The following is a 14,055-nucleotide window of genomic DNA, read 5'->3' on the forward strand; positions in this document are numbered from 1 at the left end:
CAGGGATAAGTCAGGTAAAGGCCACAATAAAGCCCAAAAGGCGGCGTTAATGTGGATGTATTGAGCAATTCGCCAGGATATGCCCCTGAGCTGACAGGCCGGTCCGGGACATTCCGGTTGCAACCGTCAGTCGAGGCATCCATGGTTGTCGGGGCATGAAAATGGAACAGAAATTCATCCGCCTGCTGAAGGTTACGGCTGCGTTGGTCGCCCTGTGCTGGGCCGGGTCCGCGCTTGCTGATCCGCGCATCGCGCTTGTCATCGGCAATTCGGCCTACGGGTCGGTCACCGCGCTGGACAATCCGGCCAATGATTCGCGGCTGATCTCGAAAAAGCTGGAAAAGATGGGGTTCGAGGTCCGGCTGCTGACCGACAGCACGCAGGTCGAGATGAAGCGCGCCATCGCACAGTTCGGACGCGACCTGCGCAAGGGTGGCGACCAGTCGGTGGGTCTGTTTTTCTACGCCGGGCACGGGGTGCAGTCCTTTGGCTCGAACTATCTGCTGCCGGTGGATGTGTCGCTGAGCGATCCCGCCGATCTGGACCTGATGGCGGTTGAGGCGCGCTCGGTCCTGCATCAGATGGCCTCGGCCCGCAACAAGACCAATATCGTCATTCTGGATGCCTGCCGGAACAACCCGTTCGAAGAGCTGGCGGATATGGATGACAACGGCCTGGCCGAGATGAAGGCCCCCACCGGCACCTTCCTGGCCTATGCCACCGATCCCGGCGGCGTTGCGCTGGATGGTGATACTGGCAACAGCCCCTTCACGCTCAGCCTGGCCACCCATATCGAAGAACCCGGAATGCCCATTGAACAGCTGTTCAAGAAGGTGCGCGTCGATGTGCTGTCTCAGACGCGCGGGCTGCAGACCCCCTGGGACACCTCGTCGCTGACGCAGGAATTTTCCTTTTCACCCCAGCAAACCCCAGTGCCCAGTTTTGAGACCGAAGATCTTGCCTGGGGCGCGATCAAGGACTCCGAAGACCCGGTGCAGATCATGCTGTTCCTGCGCGCCTTTCCAGACAGCCGCTATGCCAAACTGGCGCGCGAGCGGCTGCAGCAGGTGATGGCGAGCTCGTTTTCGGAAACACTCACCAGCCCTGAACCAGAACCCGCTCAGGAAGACCCGCAGGTCGCCGAGGTACCGGACCCGACCACGCCCAAGGTCGATGATACCGAGCGGCTGATGTTCGATCTGGCCGCCTCGGATGACACCGTGAATGCCTATCAGACCTATCTCGACAGCTATCCCGGCGGCGTGTTTGCCGATCAGGCCTCGGAACGGGTCGCGGCGCTGGAGCTTGAGGCGCAAACCGTGACGCGCAAGGCCGAAGCCCAGGCAGCAGCACCCGCCGCTGCTGAACAACCGGGCGAAGTGGTCACGTTGAACGGGCGGCTGACCTTCGGCAATGACCGGATACTGGGCAAGACCATAGCCGAACTGGTGCGAGGCTCGCCGCATTACCCGCCGATGGAGGGGCTGCCAGAGGAGCTGTGGAAAGAACAGACCTGCTCGGGATGCCACCAATGGACACCCGAAGCGCTGTGTGTCCAGGCGCAGACCTATGCGGCCAATCCCTCCTCCGAGAGTGTTGAAAAGTCTCATCCTTATGGCGGCGATTTCAAGGTCAACTTGCGCTACTGGGCCGAGAGCGGCTGCCTGGAGTAGCCCTCGCAACGATGCGCAGGCCACAGGCGTGAGTTTGAACATCCGTAGTTTGGTCTGCTCAGGTTTGTTCCCGGATCAGCCGTTTTGATAATAAAACGAAAGCTTGCGGCTTACCCCCTGCGGCGGCGGCGGAAATGGAACGGCGCGTCGAACCTGTTCTTTGGCGGCCCGCTCAAGTTCGGGTGACCCCGAGCTATCCACGATATCCACCCATGCCAGCGAACCGTCAGGGTTGATTTCAAAAAACACCTGCGCAAAGCCACGGACCCGCACATACACGGCCGGTGCGCGGTTCAAATGAACCAGAACCTGACCCGCATAATTGGTGACGTTGGAGTTCCCCGGCCCGCGGCCACCGGACCGGCTTTGCGTCCTGCTACTGGCGAAGGCATCAACGGAATCCCTTTGAAATAGGGTCAGCGGGGAGTCCACGGTTTGTTGGGGATTGAGCAGGTTGTCAAAGCTACTGAAGCCGTTGAGTGTGCCTAGTGGTTCGGCAGACGGTCTGCGGCTTGGAAGGCGCGGGCGTTTCGAAACAACCACAGCCTGCTCGGACTCTTGCGATTCACTTTCTGTCGTGATTTCCGCGCCATCCTCCAAAGGTTCGACAATTGTCTCAGGGGTTTCTGCACTGATCAGCCCGCTCTCTGACGGAACCACCGGGACCACAGCGGAATCCGGTGCGGACAGGGCGACCGATACCTCTGGCTCGGGGGGAGATGACGCGTCCGCGTCAGGCACGTCAGCGGCCTCGACCCCGGCTGCGGGAGGCTCCTGAGGCGTTTCAACTGCTGTCTCGGGTTCGACCGATGCAACGGTGCTCTCTTCGGACGCGCCAGACTCCGCATCCGACGGCTCCACAGGTTCGCTCACCTCCGCTTCGGGCGCATCCGGTTGCGAGCCGATATCGGGTGAGGACACATCCTGCGGATCAGCCGACGCCACAAGCGCGTCGCTGGTCGGAATCTCTGCCTGCTCGGGTTCAACCGTGTCCTCCACCGGGGGCTCGGGCACCTCGGCGGCTTCCGGTTGAACCGGCTCTGGCGGGGCATCGGCAAAATCTTCGAAAGCAGATCCCAGTTCCACCGCATCGCTCGGGCTGACCCCTGCCTGCGGTTCCACCAAATCAGCGGCAGTGAAACTGAGAAACAGGAGGTGCCCCAAAACCGAAACAAGAAGGGCCGCCACGGCGACGAATGCAGACCTGCGGATCATTTGAGGGCCTGTTCGGTCACAAGGAACACCGAGGACGCGCCCAGCCTGCGGAGTGCTCCTGTGATTTCCATCAACCGCGGGCCCGAAGCGTCGCGATCCGGCACGATCCTTACCGGTCCCGCGTCATGGCTCGCCATATATGTTTCGGGATCGATTGGACGGCCGCGAAAACTCAGCGCGCCTTCCCTGTTCAGCACCAGCGCGTCGGGTGGCTCGCGCCCTTCCAGTTCCGAGGTATCCACCAGTTCCAGATCGGGATCGATTGGCGGTGCGACGGTCCCGGCGATCAGGAAAAAGATCAGCATCAGGAAGACGACGTTGATCAGGGGAATTGTCGAATCGCGTTTGCGGCTTGGGCGCGTGGCGCGGATCATGAGTTCACTCCAGCACGGTCACGGTCAAACCTTCGCGCCCGCGCAACCGGACCAAAAGATCGACAAGCCGCTGTGCCGACGTATCCGCATCCAGGCTGACCAGAACCTGCCCCGTTTCGATCTGCGCAGACAGGTCGTCCAACGTTGCCGGGACTCCATTCATAGTGAGTCGTTCGGCACCAATCTGAACAAATATCCGCTCAGTGGGCTTGTCTGGTGCTGATGTGCTTGCGACTGCACTGCTCAGTTCGATCTCTGCAAACCTCGAAAACGTCGAGGACAGCATGAAGAACAGCAAGAGAAGAAAAATGACGTCTATGAGCGGCGTCATCGACATCCGGCGTCGGACAAAGGGGGCTGTGTTACGCATGCCCATGCGCAGCCAGCGGCTGATTGGCGTCCACCGTTTCCTGAATGGGCTGGCCCGGCACCAAGACCGTCCGCAATGCCTTGTCAGCAAAGACCCGTTCCCGCGCTGTGCGGCTTTCGAACCAGGACAAAACCATCGAGGTCGGCATTGCCACGGCGAGGCCCACGGCAGTTGTCACCAGGGCAACCCAGATCCCCCCCGCGAGCAGCGACGGATCGACCGAGGCACCGGCACTCTGAAGGCTCTGGAAGGCGTCAATCATCCCCAAAACCGTTCCGAACAAACCAAGGAGAGGTGCGAGTTGAGCAACTGTATCCAAAAGACGGAAGCCACGCTCAAGCCCGGCGAGCGCCAGCCCTGCCTCTGCATCCAAACGGTCATCCAGATTTGGCGCGTCCCGCGCATCCATCGCCGCTGCCACGATAGGCGCAAGATAGCTTCTGCTCTTTGACAGGCGCTCACGCGCCGCGCTGCGATCTCCGGCATCCCAATCCTGCAGGGCCTGCGACAAAACCCGATGCCGCCCCACTCCGCAGGCTGCAAACTGCCACAGCTTGTAAAGTGTAACCGCCACGGTCAGCACGGACATGAAAAGCAGGATTGCGACAACAGGCCCGCCAAGGGCAAGAATTTCACGAAGAGAATTCAGCAAGTTCATCCAAGCAACTCCATATCGACCCGACTAGTTAGCGACAGAGCCTCCTGGCAAACATCGCTCTCGGCGCCATCTACAACGCATGATCTTGCGCCATTGATCAATGCGCGGCCCACGGCGTTGCAGGTCATTCCGGGGAGGTCAAACTGGCGCACACGCGGGCGGCCGACCGGCAGGTCACGAAAATCAAAAAGCGAAAGGGTTACAACACCACCCGCCGTATCAAAAATCACGGTCTCAAAGACCGCTTCATCGATGGTTGTTCCGGTAAGGTTTTCCACGAGGAAGGACAATCGGCACGCCTCGCCAACGTCCTGTACGGCGTTCAGTTCCACTGAAAGCGTCGAGGCAGGAGCGTCGCCAGACTGCGCGCGTAGCCCCAAAGGAAGCAGGCTTGCCACTAAAACGAGAGCGAAACGGAGAAGCATCATTGACCGGCACCCAATTGCTTGCGCTGAATTCGAACACCCGCAATGTCTTGCTGGCTGTCCCCTCTCTTACCTGACACGGTATTCACATCAAAGGGTCGTTGAGACTATTGTGATATGGCCGGAGCCTAAGGGTGGTTTCAGGCAGATTTTGGCCACATTGAGTGGCGACTCGCCGCGAGTATTCGAAACGGAGCTGGGCTGCCCTGAACGGCCTCAGCTGGTCCGATAGGCGCTTCAAACCGACCTTCGCCATTGCGTATGAGCCTTATGAAGATCGCACCGCGCTTCCCCCGAGACCCGTTCCTACAGCCTGTCGCGCAGGCTGTACCAAAGCATCGCCAGTACCAGCAGCGGTGAGCGCAGCGTCGCACCGCCGGGAAAGCGGGCAGTCGGCACCTGCGCCATCAGGTCGAACCGTTCGGCCTGTCCGGTGATGGCCTCACAGGCGATCTGGCCCGAGAGCGTGGCCATGCCCACCCCATGTCCGGAAAACCCCGACAGCGACAGGATGTTCCCGCGCAGCCGCGCGTAATGCGGCATCCGGTTCATGGTGATGCCCAGCGTCCCACCCCAGGCATAGTCGATCCGGGTCTCACGCAGTTGCGGGAAAATCTCCAGCATCGGCTTGCGCACTTTCGCAGCGATATCCGCCGGGAAGCGGTAGCCATAGCTTTCGGTGCCTCCAAACAGCAGCCGGTGATCGGCGGAAAACCGGAAATAGTTCACCACAAACTTGCTGTCAGCCACGGCAACATTGCCTCGGATCAGGTCTTCCTGCTGGTCCGGCGTCATCGGCTCGGTGGCGACGATATAGTTGTTGATCGGCATGACCCGCGCCGCCACCTCGCGCTGCAGACCTCCCAGATAGCCATTGCAGCCCAGCACAACATAGCGCGCGGAAATAGTCGCGTCCGGGGTGCGCAACTGCGTCGGGGTGCCCGAATCCAGTTCCTGAACCTTGGAACGTTCGAATATCCGCACCCCCGACAGCACCGCCAGACGCGCGAGGCCAAAGGCGAAGTTCAGCGGGTGGATATGCCCCGCGCCCATGTCGATGGTGCCGCCGTGATAGGCGGGCGAGTTCACCAGATGGCGGCATTCCTCGCCGTCCAGAGGCCGGATCTTGTCATAGCCATATTCGGTATTGAGCTTGTCCGCATACTCCCAGCTATGGGGCACATACCGCGCGCGGTGATCGGCATGGATGATCCCGTCATGGAACGGCATATCCACCTCGGCACATAGCGCGCGCACCAGATCAACCGATTGCGTTGCGATCCGCCACAGCTCGCGCGCATGGGGTTTGCCCAGCATCTCCTCCAGCGCGTCCTGCTCCACGCGCTGGCCCTGCCCCACCTGCCCGCCATTGCGCCCCGATGCGCCAAAGCCGACGCGCTGCGCCTCCAGCAGCACCACGTCATAGCCGCGCCGGGCCAGATGCAGCGCCGCCGACAACCCGGTGAAGCCACCGCCCACCACGCAGACATCACAGCTCAGCGCGCCGCGTGCAGGCTCGAACGGGTCCAGCGGTCGGGCGGTCGCCGCGTAGTAAGAGGCAGGGTATTCCCCCGGCCGGTCATTGGCGCTCAGCAGGTCCACAAACTCAGGCCGCCCGGTTCAAGCCATCCGCCTCAAGCTGCGCCAGACATTCATCCAGCGACAGGCGCGCCCGCGCGATCAGGATGTCGATCTCGTCCGGGGTGATGACCAGCGGCGGCGAGATGATCATCCGGTCGCCCACATGGCGCATGATGGCGTTATTGGCAAAGCAGCGGTCGCGGCAGATATGGCCCACGACGCCCGGCTCTGAGGCAAAGGGCGCGCGGCTGGCCTTGTCCGGCGTCAGCGCGATCGAGGCCATCATGCCCGCGATCTTCGCCTCACCCACAAGCGGGTGATCCAGCAACCCCTCCCACTTCTCTTTCAGATAGGGCGCGGCAACGTTCTGGACGTGACCGACAATGTCTTCTTCTTCCATGATCCGCAGATTTTCCAGCGCCACCGCAGCGGCGACGGGGTGACCGGAATAGGTGTAGCCATGATTGAAATCTGTCCCCGACAAGACCTGCGCGATCTCGCTCGTCACCACCGAGGCCCCGATGGGCTGATAGCCCGAGCTCAGCCCCTTGGCGAGTGTCATGATATCCGGCTGGATGCCGAATGTTTGCGAGCCGAACCAATTGCCGGTACGGCCAAACCCGCAGATCACCTCATCCGCAATCAGGAGGATGCCATATTTGCGGCAGATGCGCTGGATTTCCGGCCAGTAGCTCTCGGGCGGGATGATCACGCCACCAGCACCCTGCACCGGTTCACCGATAAAGGCCGCGACCTTGTCAGGGCCGACCTCCTTGATCTTGGCCTCCAACTGGCGCGCGCGTTCCAGACCGAACTCTTCGGGCGTCATCTCGCCACCCTCCGCCCACCAGTTTGGCTGGTCGATAAACTCGATCCCCGGAATCGGCAGACCGCCCTGACCGTGCATCCCCTTCATCCCGCCCAGGCTGGTGCCGCCGATGGTCGAGCCATGATAGGCGTTCCAGCGCGAGATGATCACATTGCGCTCGGGCTGGCCTTTCTCGGCCCAATAGGTGCGCACCAGGCGGATATTGGTGTCATTGGCGTCCGACCCGCCGGTCGAAAAGAACACATGGTTCAGATCGCCCGGTGTCAGCTCGGCCAATTTCTGAGCCAGCATCAAGGCCGGTGTATGCGTGGTTTGAAAAAACGTGTTGTAATAGGGCAGTTCCCGCATCTGCCGGGCAGCCACATCGGCCAACTCGTCGCGCCCATAGCCGATATTGACACACCACAGCCCGGCCATTCCGTCGATGATCTCGTTCCCATCGCTGTCCTTCAGCCAGACCCCTTTTGCGCTCTTGATCACGCGGGCGCCTTGTTGGCCCAGGTCCTGATTGTGAGAAAACGGGTGAAGGTGATGCGCCGCGTCCAGCGCTTGCAGCTCTGCGGTGGGCAGATGATTGGCCATTGTCGTCATGTCGGATCTCTTGAGCTATGGCGTTCAATCCGGGGATGGCCTTGTGGCGGCCACCGGTCCGGGTTGATCCCGCGAGGATGAAGTCAGGTGAGACCGTTGGATTTTGATCAAATTATGAGCCTGCGTCAATCCACCTCGCGATCAGCGGGATAACCGGGTGCTCCGACCTAACCGTCCATCGACTGGCGCACGAAATCCATCCCCTGCCGGATGTCCCCTTCGATCGCGTCGGCAACCTCCTGCGGCACACCGCTGCGCAGGGCCGCGATCGCCTGCTGGTGCAGGTCTTTGAGGTTCGACGTGCCATAGCGCCCACAGACAACCCGCAGCGAGGGGCCGGCCTGCAACCATAGCGACTCGGTGATCCGCCGCAGGATTGGCGCCTCTGCCGCGTCATAGAGCGTGAAATGGAACCGAAAGTTCGCCTCAAGATAGCCCCGGATATCGCCGCCCTTGATGGCCTGATCGACCCGCGCATCCAGCCGCTCCATATCCTGTATGATCGCCGCAGCGTCCCGCGTTGCCGCCATGAAAGCCAGTTTGGGTTCGACCGTCAGGCGCACCAGATCGATCTGGGCCAGCCTGTCGGGCGTCATCACCGGCACTTCGACCCGGCGGTTTTCGCGGGCCGCCAGCGCCCCTTCGGCGGTCAGACGACGCATCGCCTCGCGCACCGGAGTGATTCCCGCGCCGATCATGTCGGCCAGACCATGGATCGTCAGCGGTTGGCCCGGCACGACCTCGCCAAACAGGATCAGTTCCTTAACCTGAATATAGATCGCCTCATGTTCGGGCCGTTTTCCAACAAGCCGGTTCATTTTTTGATCTTTCTTCTGAGATCGATTGGGGTGGGGCATCAATTCTCTCTACTCAACTGTCAAAAAACTATCATACTGTTCCCCGGGGATGAAAAAGAATCGGTTTTGATCAAAATCCGACGCCATGCCCATCGTGACCAACAGGAGGATTGAATGCCAAGAAAGATCACTGGCGCCCTCGCAGCCGTCGCGCTTCTGGCGCCGTTTGCGGCCTGGGCCGAAGAGGTACGTGTCTATAACTGGTCTGACTATATCGACGAAGACCTGCTGAAAAAATTCGAGGAAGAGACAGGCTATGACCTGATCTATGACGTCTTCGACAGCAACGAGGTTCTGGAAACCAAGATGCTGGCGGGCGGCTCGGGCTATGATGTCGTGGTGCCAACCGGCGATTTCCTGCAGCGGCAGGTCTCGGCGGGCGCGTTTCAGAAGCTCGACAAATCCAAGCTGCCCAATGCCGGCAACATGTGGGACATGATCGAGGACCGGACATCGCAATACGATCCGGGCAATGAATACTCGATCAACTACATGTGGGGTACAACGGGCGTCGGGCTCAATGTCGGCAAGGTCAAGGAAGTGCTGGGCGAGGATGCGCCGCTCAACAGCATGGATCTGGTGCTGGACCCGGCCAATATGGAGAAACTGGCCGCGTGCGGGGTCTATTTCCTGGATGCCCCGACCGAGATCGTGCCGATGGTGCTGCAATATCTGGGTGAAGACCCGGACAGCGCCGATCCGGACGTGATCGGCAAGGCCGAAGCCCCGCTGATGGCGGTGCGGCCGCATATCAAGAAGTTCCACAGCTCGGAATACATCAACGCGCTGGCCAATGGCGATATCTGCGTCGCTGTCGGCTGGTCGGGTGACGTGCTGCAGGCGCGCGATCGCGCGGTCGAGGCCGATAACGGTGTCGAGATCGCCTATCATCCCTTCACGCAGGGCTCGCTGATGTGGTTCGATCAGATGGCCATTCCCACCGACGCGCCCAATCCCGACGGTGCGCACGCATTTCTGAACTTCATCATGGATGCTGAAAACATGGCTGCGGCCTCGAACTACGTCTATTTCGCCAATGGCAACAAGGCGTCACAGGAGTTTCTGGCCGAAGACGTGATCGGGGATGTCGCGATCTATCCCGATGATGCGACGCTGGAAAAGCTCTATACCAAGTCGCCCTACCCGTCCAAGGTTCAGCGGGTGGTGACGCGGATGTGGACCAAGGTCAAATCCGGCACCTGAGCTGGACCCCGGCGGGACGCAGGCAGCGCCCCGCCGTTTTCTTTCAGAACAAGGACTTGCCGTGGACGCCTCCGCTTTCGCCCCTTGGGAAGATCCCCAGGCCCAACCGTTGATCCGGTTCAAGAACGTCACCAAGTCATTCGGCGCCTTCACGGCCATTGACGATCTGTCGCTGGATATCTTCGAGAAAGAGTTCTTTGCCCTGCTGGGCCCCTCGGGCTGCGGCAAGACCACCATGATGCGGATGCTTGCCGGGTTCGAAACACCCACCAGCGGCGTGATCGAACTGGCCGGCCAGGACATCGCGCCGGTGCCACCCAACCAGCGTGCGGTGAACATGATGTTCCAGTCTTACGCGCTGTTTCCCCATCTCAGCATCTGGGACAATATCGCCTTCGGGCTGAAACGCGACAAGATGCCCAAACATGACCTGCAGGAACGGGTCGAGGCGATGCTGAAACTGACCCGACTGGAACAGTTCGCCCGCCGCAAGCCACACCAGATTTCCGGCGGACAGCGGCAGCGGGTGGCGCTGGCGCGCTCGCTGGCCAAGGCGCCGAAACTGCTGCTGCTGGATGAACCTCTGGGCGCGCTCGACAAGAAGCTGCGCCAGGACACACAGTTCGAACTGATGGATATTCAGGAAACCACCGGCACTACTTTCGTGATCGTCACCCATGATCAGGAAGAGGCGATGACCGTGGCCAGCCGCGTCGCGGTGATGGATCATGGCCGCATCATTCAGGCCGACACGCCCGACCGTATCTACGAATCGCCGAACTCGGTTTATGTGGCCGATTTCATTGGTGACGTGAACATCATCCAAGGGCAGGCCAACCCCGGAGAGGGCGAAGGGTACCGCCTGTTCTGGACCGAGGGCCAGCCGCCACTGATCGCAAACTCCACCAAGTCGTTTTCCGCCGGACAAACCTGCCATCTGGCGATCCGGCCCGAGAAGGTGACGATCAGCGCGGAACGCCCCGAGAGTGCCGCAAACGTGGTGCAGGGCAAGGTGCTGGACATCGCCTATCTGGGCAACCTGTCGACCTATCACGTTGAACTGCCCAATGGCGTTGTGATCAAGGCGCAGACCGCCAATACCCGCCGCATCTCGCGCCGCTCCTTCACATGGGAAGACCCCGTCTGGCTGTCCTGGACCGCCACGGCGGGCGTCCTGCTGGCGAACTGATGCGGCGGTTCTTCCTGATCGCCGTCCCCTATGCCTGGCTGCTGGTCCTGTTCCTGATCCCCTTCGTGATCGTGCTCAAGATATCGCTGTCGGATACCGAATTGGCCATCCCGCCCTACACGCCCACATTGGACCTTTCGGAGGGCTGGGCTGGCATCAAAAACTTCTTTGCCGGGCTCGATCTGGAAAACTTCGTCTGGCTGACCGAGGATGACCTCTACTGGAAGGCCTATCTGAGCAGCCTCTGGATCGCCACCTGCTCAACCATCCTGACCCTGCTGATCGGCTTTCCCATCGCCTATGGCATGGCGCGCAGCCCCGAGGAATGGCGTGCCACGCTGATGATGCTGGTGATCCTGCCCTTCTGGACCTCGTTCCTGATCCGGGTCTACGCGTGGATGGGTATCCTCAGCAATGAAGGGTTCCTGAACCAGTTCCTGCTGTGGATCGGTATCATCGACACGCCTTTGACCATCCTAAACACCAACACCGCCGTCTATATCGGCATCGTCTACACCTACCTGCCCTTCATGATCCTGCCGATCTATGCCGCGCTTGATCGACTGGACGGATCGCTGATCGAGGCCGCCGAAGATCTGGGTTGCTCGCGGCTGATGGCCTTCTGGCTGGTCACCCTGCCCCTGTCGCGCCCCGGCATCATCGCGGGCTGCTTCCTCGTCTTCATCCCAGCGCTGGGGGAATTTGTGATCCCCTCACTGCTGGGCGGATCGGGCACGCTGATGATCGGCAAGGTGCTGTGGGAGGAGTTCTTCTCCAACCGCGACTGGCCGGTGGCCTCTGCCGTGGCGGTGCTGCTGCTGCTGATCCTGGTGATCCCGATCGTGCTGTTCCAGCGCAACCAGCAGAAACAGCAGGAGGCTGATCAATGACGCGCCTGAGCTGGTTCAACGTGGTATCGCTGACGCTGGGCTTTGCCTTTCTCTACTTGCCGATGGTGATTCTGATCATCTTCAGCTTCAACGAAAGCAAGCTGGTGACGGTCTGGGCGGGGTTCTCGACCAAATGGTATGGCGAATTGCTCCAGAACGAGGCGTTTCTGGATGCTGCCTGGGTCACGCTGCGGGTGGCGGTGTTTTCCTCGACCATCGCCACGGTGCTGGGTACGATGGCGGCCTATGTGCTGGTGCGCGGCGGGCGGTTCTTTGGCCGCACGCTGTTTTCCGGCATGATCTATGCCCCTTTGGTGATGCCCGAGGTGATCACCGGTCTGTCGCTGCTCTTGCTGTTCATCGGCATCGGGCTGGATCGCGGCATCTTCACCATCGTGCTGGCGCATACGACCTTTTCGATGTGCTATGTCTCGGTCGTCGTCTCCTCGCGCCTCGTCACATTCGATCGCTCTCTGGAAGAGGCGGCCCTTGATCTGGGCTGTTCCCCGGCCGAGGCGTTCCGACTGGTCACCCTGCCCATCATCGCACCTGCGGTGATCTCCGGCTGGCTGCTGGCCTTCACCCTGTCGCTGGATGATCTGGTGATCGCGTCCTTCACCTCAGGTCCGTCTTCGACCACCTTGCCGATCAAGATTTTCTCGTCGGTGCGGCTGGGCGTCAGCCCCGAGATCAACGCGCTGTCGACCCTTATGATCGCCGTCGTTGCCGTGGGCGTCATCATCGCGTCGCTGGTCACCAAACGCGCCGCTCTGCAGCGCAGGCGCGAGGAGCAGTTGGCCACGCAAACATGACGCGCCTCTTCGAGGATCGCGCCTATGGGCCGGAACCCATCGCGAACAGCTACTGGCCCACCACGGCCTCCCCACCGCACTACGCATCGCTTTCCGGCGGGCATAGCTGCGACACCGCCATCATCGGCGCGGGCTATACCGGGCTGAACGCCGCTTTGAATCTGGCGCAGGCGGGTCAGGATGTGGTGGTGCTTGAGGCTGAACAGCCCGGCTGGGGCGCTTCGGGGCGTAATGGCGGGTTTTGCTGCCTGGGCGGCTCAGCCTCCGGATTCACCGCGATGTCGCGACAGGTTGGCCGCGACGGGGCATTGGCCTATCTGCACGCTGAACGGGAGGCGGTCGATTTCGTACGCGCCCGGCTGAGCGAGTATGGGATCGATGCGGATAGTCACTCACGGGGCGAGACACGTCTGGCGCATTCGCCAAGCGCAGCGGCAAGGATGCGCGACGAAGCCGGGGCAATCCGCGACATCTACGGGATCGAGGCCGAATTCCTGCCGCGCGAGGCCCTGGCATCACACGGGTTGACCAGCCCGGAATTTCACGCCGCCCTGACGATACCTGTCGGCTTTGCACTGAACCCGATGAAATACGTCTCCGGGCTGGCGCGGGCAGTCGAGGCTGCGGGTGTGCGCCTTTATGGCAGCAGCGCCGTGACGGGGCTGAATACGGCGCCGGATGGCAAGCACCTGTTGCAAATGGCGCAGGGCGAGGTGCGGGCGACAAACCTGATCATCGCTACCAATGGCTATAGTTCCGAAACCTTGCCGCCTTGGCTCGGCGGGCGGTATCTGCCGGTGCCCTCAGCCATCATCACCACCCGCGTGTTGACCGAGGGTGAACTTGCCGCCCAAGGCTGGACCAGCCGACAGATGTGTTATGACAGCCGCCATTTGCTGCACTATTTCCGTCTGCTGCCCGACAACCGCATGCTCTTTGGCCTGCGCGCCGCGTGGCGCTGCACGGAAGGCGGCGACGCGGCAACGCTGCTGCAGGCGCGCGCAGATTTCGACCGGTTCTTCCCGGCATGGAAGGATGTCGAGATAACGCATCACTGGTCCGGTCTGATCTGCCTGTCGCGCAATCTGACGCCCTTTGCCGGTCCGGTCCCCGGCATGACGCGTGCCTGGGCCGCGCTTTGTTATCACGGCAACGGGGTGGCAATGGGCAGCTATGCGGGCGCGTTGCTGGCGGCACAGATCACCGGGCGCGGCCCAGCCACACCCGCGCTCATGACACGGGGCTTGCGCCGGTTCGAGCTGGGCCGTTGGCGCCGCGCGATCCTGCCGCTCATCTATGGGTGGTATGGCCTGATGGACCGGCGCAGTTGACACGCCTGCGGGTCCCGATTGCAATCTGCCTGAGAAAAGAGCTTGAGAATCTGCCCC

At 61.3% G+C, this 14,055-nt stretch carries 14 protein-coding genes; 6 read left to right on the forward strand and 8 right to left on the reverse strand.

Annotated features, from left to right (window positions below):
* Positions 1 to 161 precede the first annotated feature (161 nt).
* A complete protein-coding gene (locus tag AB1E34_RS00120; protein WP_372570307.1) occupies positions 162 to 1,673 on the forward strand; it encodes a caspase family protein in 1,512 nt (503 codons plus the stop codon).
* A gap of 75 nt (positions 1,674 to 1,748) precedes the next feature.
* On the opposite strand, the gene AB1E34_RS00125 is transcribed toward AB1E34_RS00120, so the two are convergent.
* The 8 genes from AB1E34_RS00125 to AB1E34_RS00160 form a co-directional block, all read right to left on the reverse strand.
* Positions 1,749 to 2,888 carry an energy transducer TonB family protein gene (locus AB1E34_RS00125; protein WP_372570308.1) on the reverse strand — a complete coding sequence of 380 codons (1,140 nt, stop codon included), beginning with the start codon at positions 2,886 to 2,888 and terminating at the stop codon, positions 1,749 to 1,751.
* Positions 2,885 to 3,262 (reverse strand): ExbD/TolR family protein, encoded by a 378-nt coding sequence (locus AB1E34_RS00130; RefSeq protein ID WP_372570309.1) that lies wholly within the window; start codon positions 3,260 to 3,262, stop codon positions 2,885 to 2,887. Before AB1E34_RS00130 ends, AB1E34_RS00125 begins: the two co-directional genes overlap by 4 nt.
* A gap of 4 nt (positions 3,263 to 3,266) precedes the next feature.
* Positions 3,267 to 3,599 (reverse strand): ExbD/TolR family protein, encoded by a 333-nt coding sequence (locus AB1E34_RS00135; RefSeq protein WP_372570310.1) that lies wholly within the window; start codon positions 3,597 to 3,599, stop codon positions 3,267 to 3,269.
* Between the two features lie 25 nt (positions 3,600 to 3,624).
* Positions 3,625 to 4,290 carry a MotA/TolQ/ExbB proton channel family protein gene (locus AB1E34_RS00140; protein ID WP_372570311.1) on the reverse strand — a complete coding sequence of 222 codons (666 nt, stop codon included), beginning with the start codon at positions 4,288 to 4,290 and terminating at the stop codon, positions 3,625 to 3,627.
* Positions 4,287 to 4,718: a hypothetical protein gene (locus AB1E34_RS00145; RefSeq protein ID WP_372570312.1), complete on the reverse strand. Its 432-nt coding sequence runs from the start codon at positions 4,716 to 4,718 to the stop codon at positions 4,287 to 4,289. The genes AB1E34_RS00140 and AB1E34_RS00145 overlap by 4 nt, the downstream gene beginning before the upstream one ends.
* A 303-nt stretch (positions 4,719 to 5,021) precedes the next feature.
* Positions 5,022 to 6,317: an NAD(P)/FAD-dependent oxidoreductase gene (locus tag AB1E34_RS00150; protein ID WP_372570313.1), complete on the reverse strand. Its 1,296-nt coding sequence runs from the start codon at positions 6,315 to 6,317 to the stop codon at positions 5,022 to 5,024.
* Between the two features lie 4 nt (positions 6,318 to 6,321).
* A complete protein-coding gene (locus tag AB1E34_RS00155; protein WP_372570314.1) occupies positions 6,322 to 7,716 on the reverse strand; it encodes an aspartate aminotransferase family protein in 1,395 nt (464 codons plus the stop codon).
* Positions 7,717 to 7,883: 167 nt separating this feature from the next.
* Positions 7,884 to 8,534 (reverse strand): GntR family transcriptional regulator, encoded by a 651-nt coding sequence (locus AB1E34_RS00160; protein ID WP_372570315.1) that lies wholly within the window; start codon positions 8,532 to 8,534, stop codon positions 7,884 to 7,886.
* Positions 8,535 to 8,687: 153 nt separating this feature from the next.
* On the opposite strand from AB1E34_RS00160, the gene AB1E34_RS00165 reads away from it, so the two are divergent.
* From AB1E34_RS00165 to AB1E34_RS00185, 5 genes are all read left to right on the forward strand, one after another.
* The gene (locus AB1E34_RS00165; protein WP_372570316.1) at positions 8,688 to 9,776 is read left to right on the forward strand and encodes a polyamine ABC transporter substrate-binding protein; all 1,089 of its coding nucleotides are present in this window, start codon (positions 8,688 to 8,690) and stop codon (positions 9,774 to 9,776) included.
* 61 nt (positions 9,777 to 9,837) lie between these two features.
* Positions 9,838 to 10,965, forward strand: a complete 1,128-nt coding sequence (locus AB1E34_RS00170; protein ID WP_372570317.1) for an ABC transporter ATP-binding protein — start codon at positions 9,838 to 9,840, stop codon at positions 10,963 to 10,965.
* Positions 10,965 to 11,855 (forward strand): ABC transporter permease subunit, encoded by an 891-nt coding sequence (locus tag AB1E34_RS00175; protein WP_372570318.1) that lies wholly within the window; start codon positions 10,965 to 10,967, stop codon positions 11,853 to 11,855. The genes AB1E34_RS00170 and AB1E34_RS00175 overlap by 1 nt, the downstream gene beginning before the upstream one ends.
* The gene (locus AB1E34_RS00180; protein WP_372570319.1) at positions 11,852 to 12,667 is read left to right on the forward strand and encodes an ABC transporter permease; all 816 of its coding nucleotides are present in this window, start codon (positions 11,852 to 11,854) and stop codon (positions 12,665 to 12,667) included. The genes AB1E34_RS00175 and AB1E34_RS00180 overlap by 4 nt, the downstream gene beginning before the upstream one ends.
* Positions 12,664 to 13,998, forward strand: a complete 1,335-nt coding sequence (locus AB1E34_RS00185; RefSeq protein WP_372570320.1) for an NAD(P)/FAD-dependent oxidoreductase — start codon at positions 12,664 to 12,666, stop codon at positions 13,996 to 13,998. The genes AB1E34_RS00180 and AB1E34_RS00185 overlap by 4 nt, the downstream gene beginning before the upstream one ends.
* Positions 13,999 to 14,055: the final 57 nt, after the last annotated feature.

The sequence above is a fragment of the Ruegeria jejuensis genome, from assembly GCF_041537905.1.
Classification (GTDB): Bacteria; Pseudomonadota; Alphaproteobacteria; order Rhodobacterales; family Rhodobacteraceae; genus Ruegeria_C.

Bases quoted from the DNA above. Each gene is read 5' to 3' on its own strand.
- AB1E34_RS00155 (WP_372570314.1), bottom strand. From the start codon at position 7,716: ATGACGACAATGGCCAATCATCTGCCCACCGCAGAGCTGCAAGCGCTG.
- AB1E34_RS00135 (WP_372570310.1), bottom strand. From the start codon at position 3,599: ATGTCGATGACGCCGCTCATAGACGTCATTTTTCTTCTCTTGCTGTTC.
- AB1E34_RS00120 (WP_372570307.1), top strand. From the start codon at position 162: ATGGAACAGAAATTCATCCGCCTGCTGAAGGTTACGGCTGCGTTGGTC.
- AB1E34_RS00175 (WP_372570318.1), top strand. From the start codon at position 10,965: ATGCGGCGGTTCTTCCTGATCGCCGTCCCCTATGCCTGGCTGCTGGTC.
- AB1E34_RS00140 (WP_372570311.1), bottom strand. From the start codon at position 4,290: ATGAACTTGCTGAATTCTCTTCGTGAAATTCTTGCCCTTGGCGGGCCT.
- AB1E34_RS00160 (WP_372570315.1), bottom strand. From the start codon at position 8,534: ATGAACCGGCTTGTTGGAAAACGGCCCGAACATGAGGCGATCTATATT.
- AB1E34_RS00165 (WP_372570316.1), top strand. From the start codon at position 8,688: ATGCCAAGAAAGATCACTGGCGCCCTCGCAGCCGTCGCGCTTCTGGCG.
- AB1E34_RS00125 (WP_372570308.1), bottom strand. From the start codon at position 2,888: ATGATCCGCAGGTCTGCATTCGTCGCCGTGGCGGCCCTTCTTGTTTCG.
- AB1E34_RS00145 (WP_372570312.1), bottom strand. From the start codon at position 4,718: ATGATGCTTCTCCGTTTCGCTCTCGTTTTAGTGGCAAGCCTGCTTCCT.
- AB1E34_RS00130 (WP_372570309.1), bottom strand. From the start codon at position 3,262: ATGATCCGCGCCACGCGCCCAAGCCGCAAACGCGATTCGACAATTCCC.
- AB1E34_RS00185 (WP_372570320.1), top strand. From the start codon at position 12,664: ATGACGCGCCTCTTCGAGGATCGCGCCTATGGGCCGGAACCCATCGCG.
- AB1E34_RS00180 (WP_372570319.1), top strand. From the start codon at position 11,852: ATGACGCGCCTGAGCTGGTTCAACGTGGTATCGCTGACGCTGGGCTTT.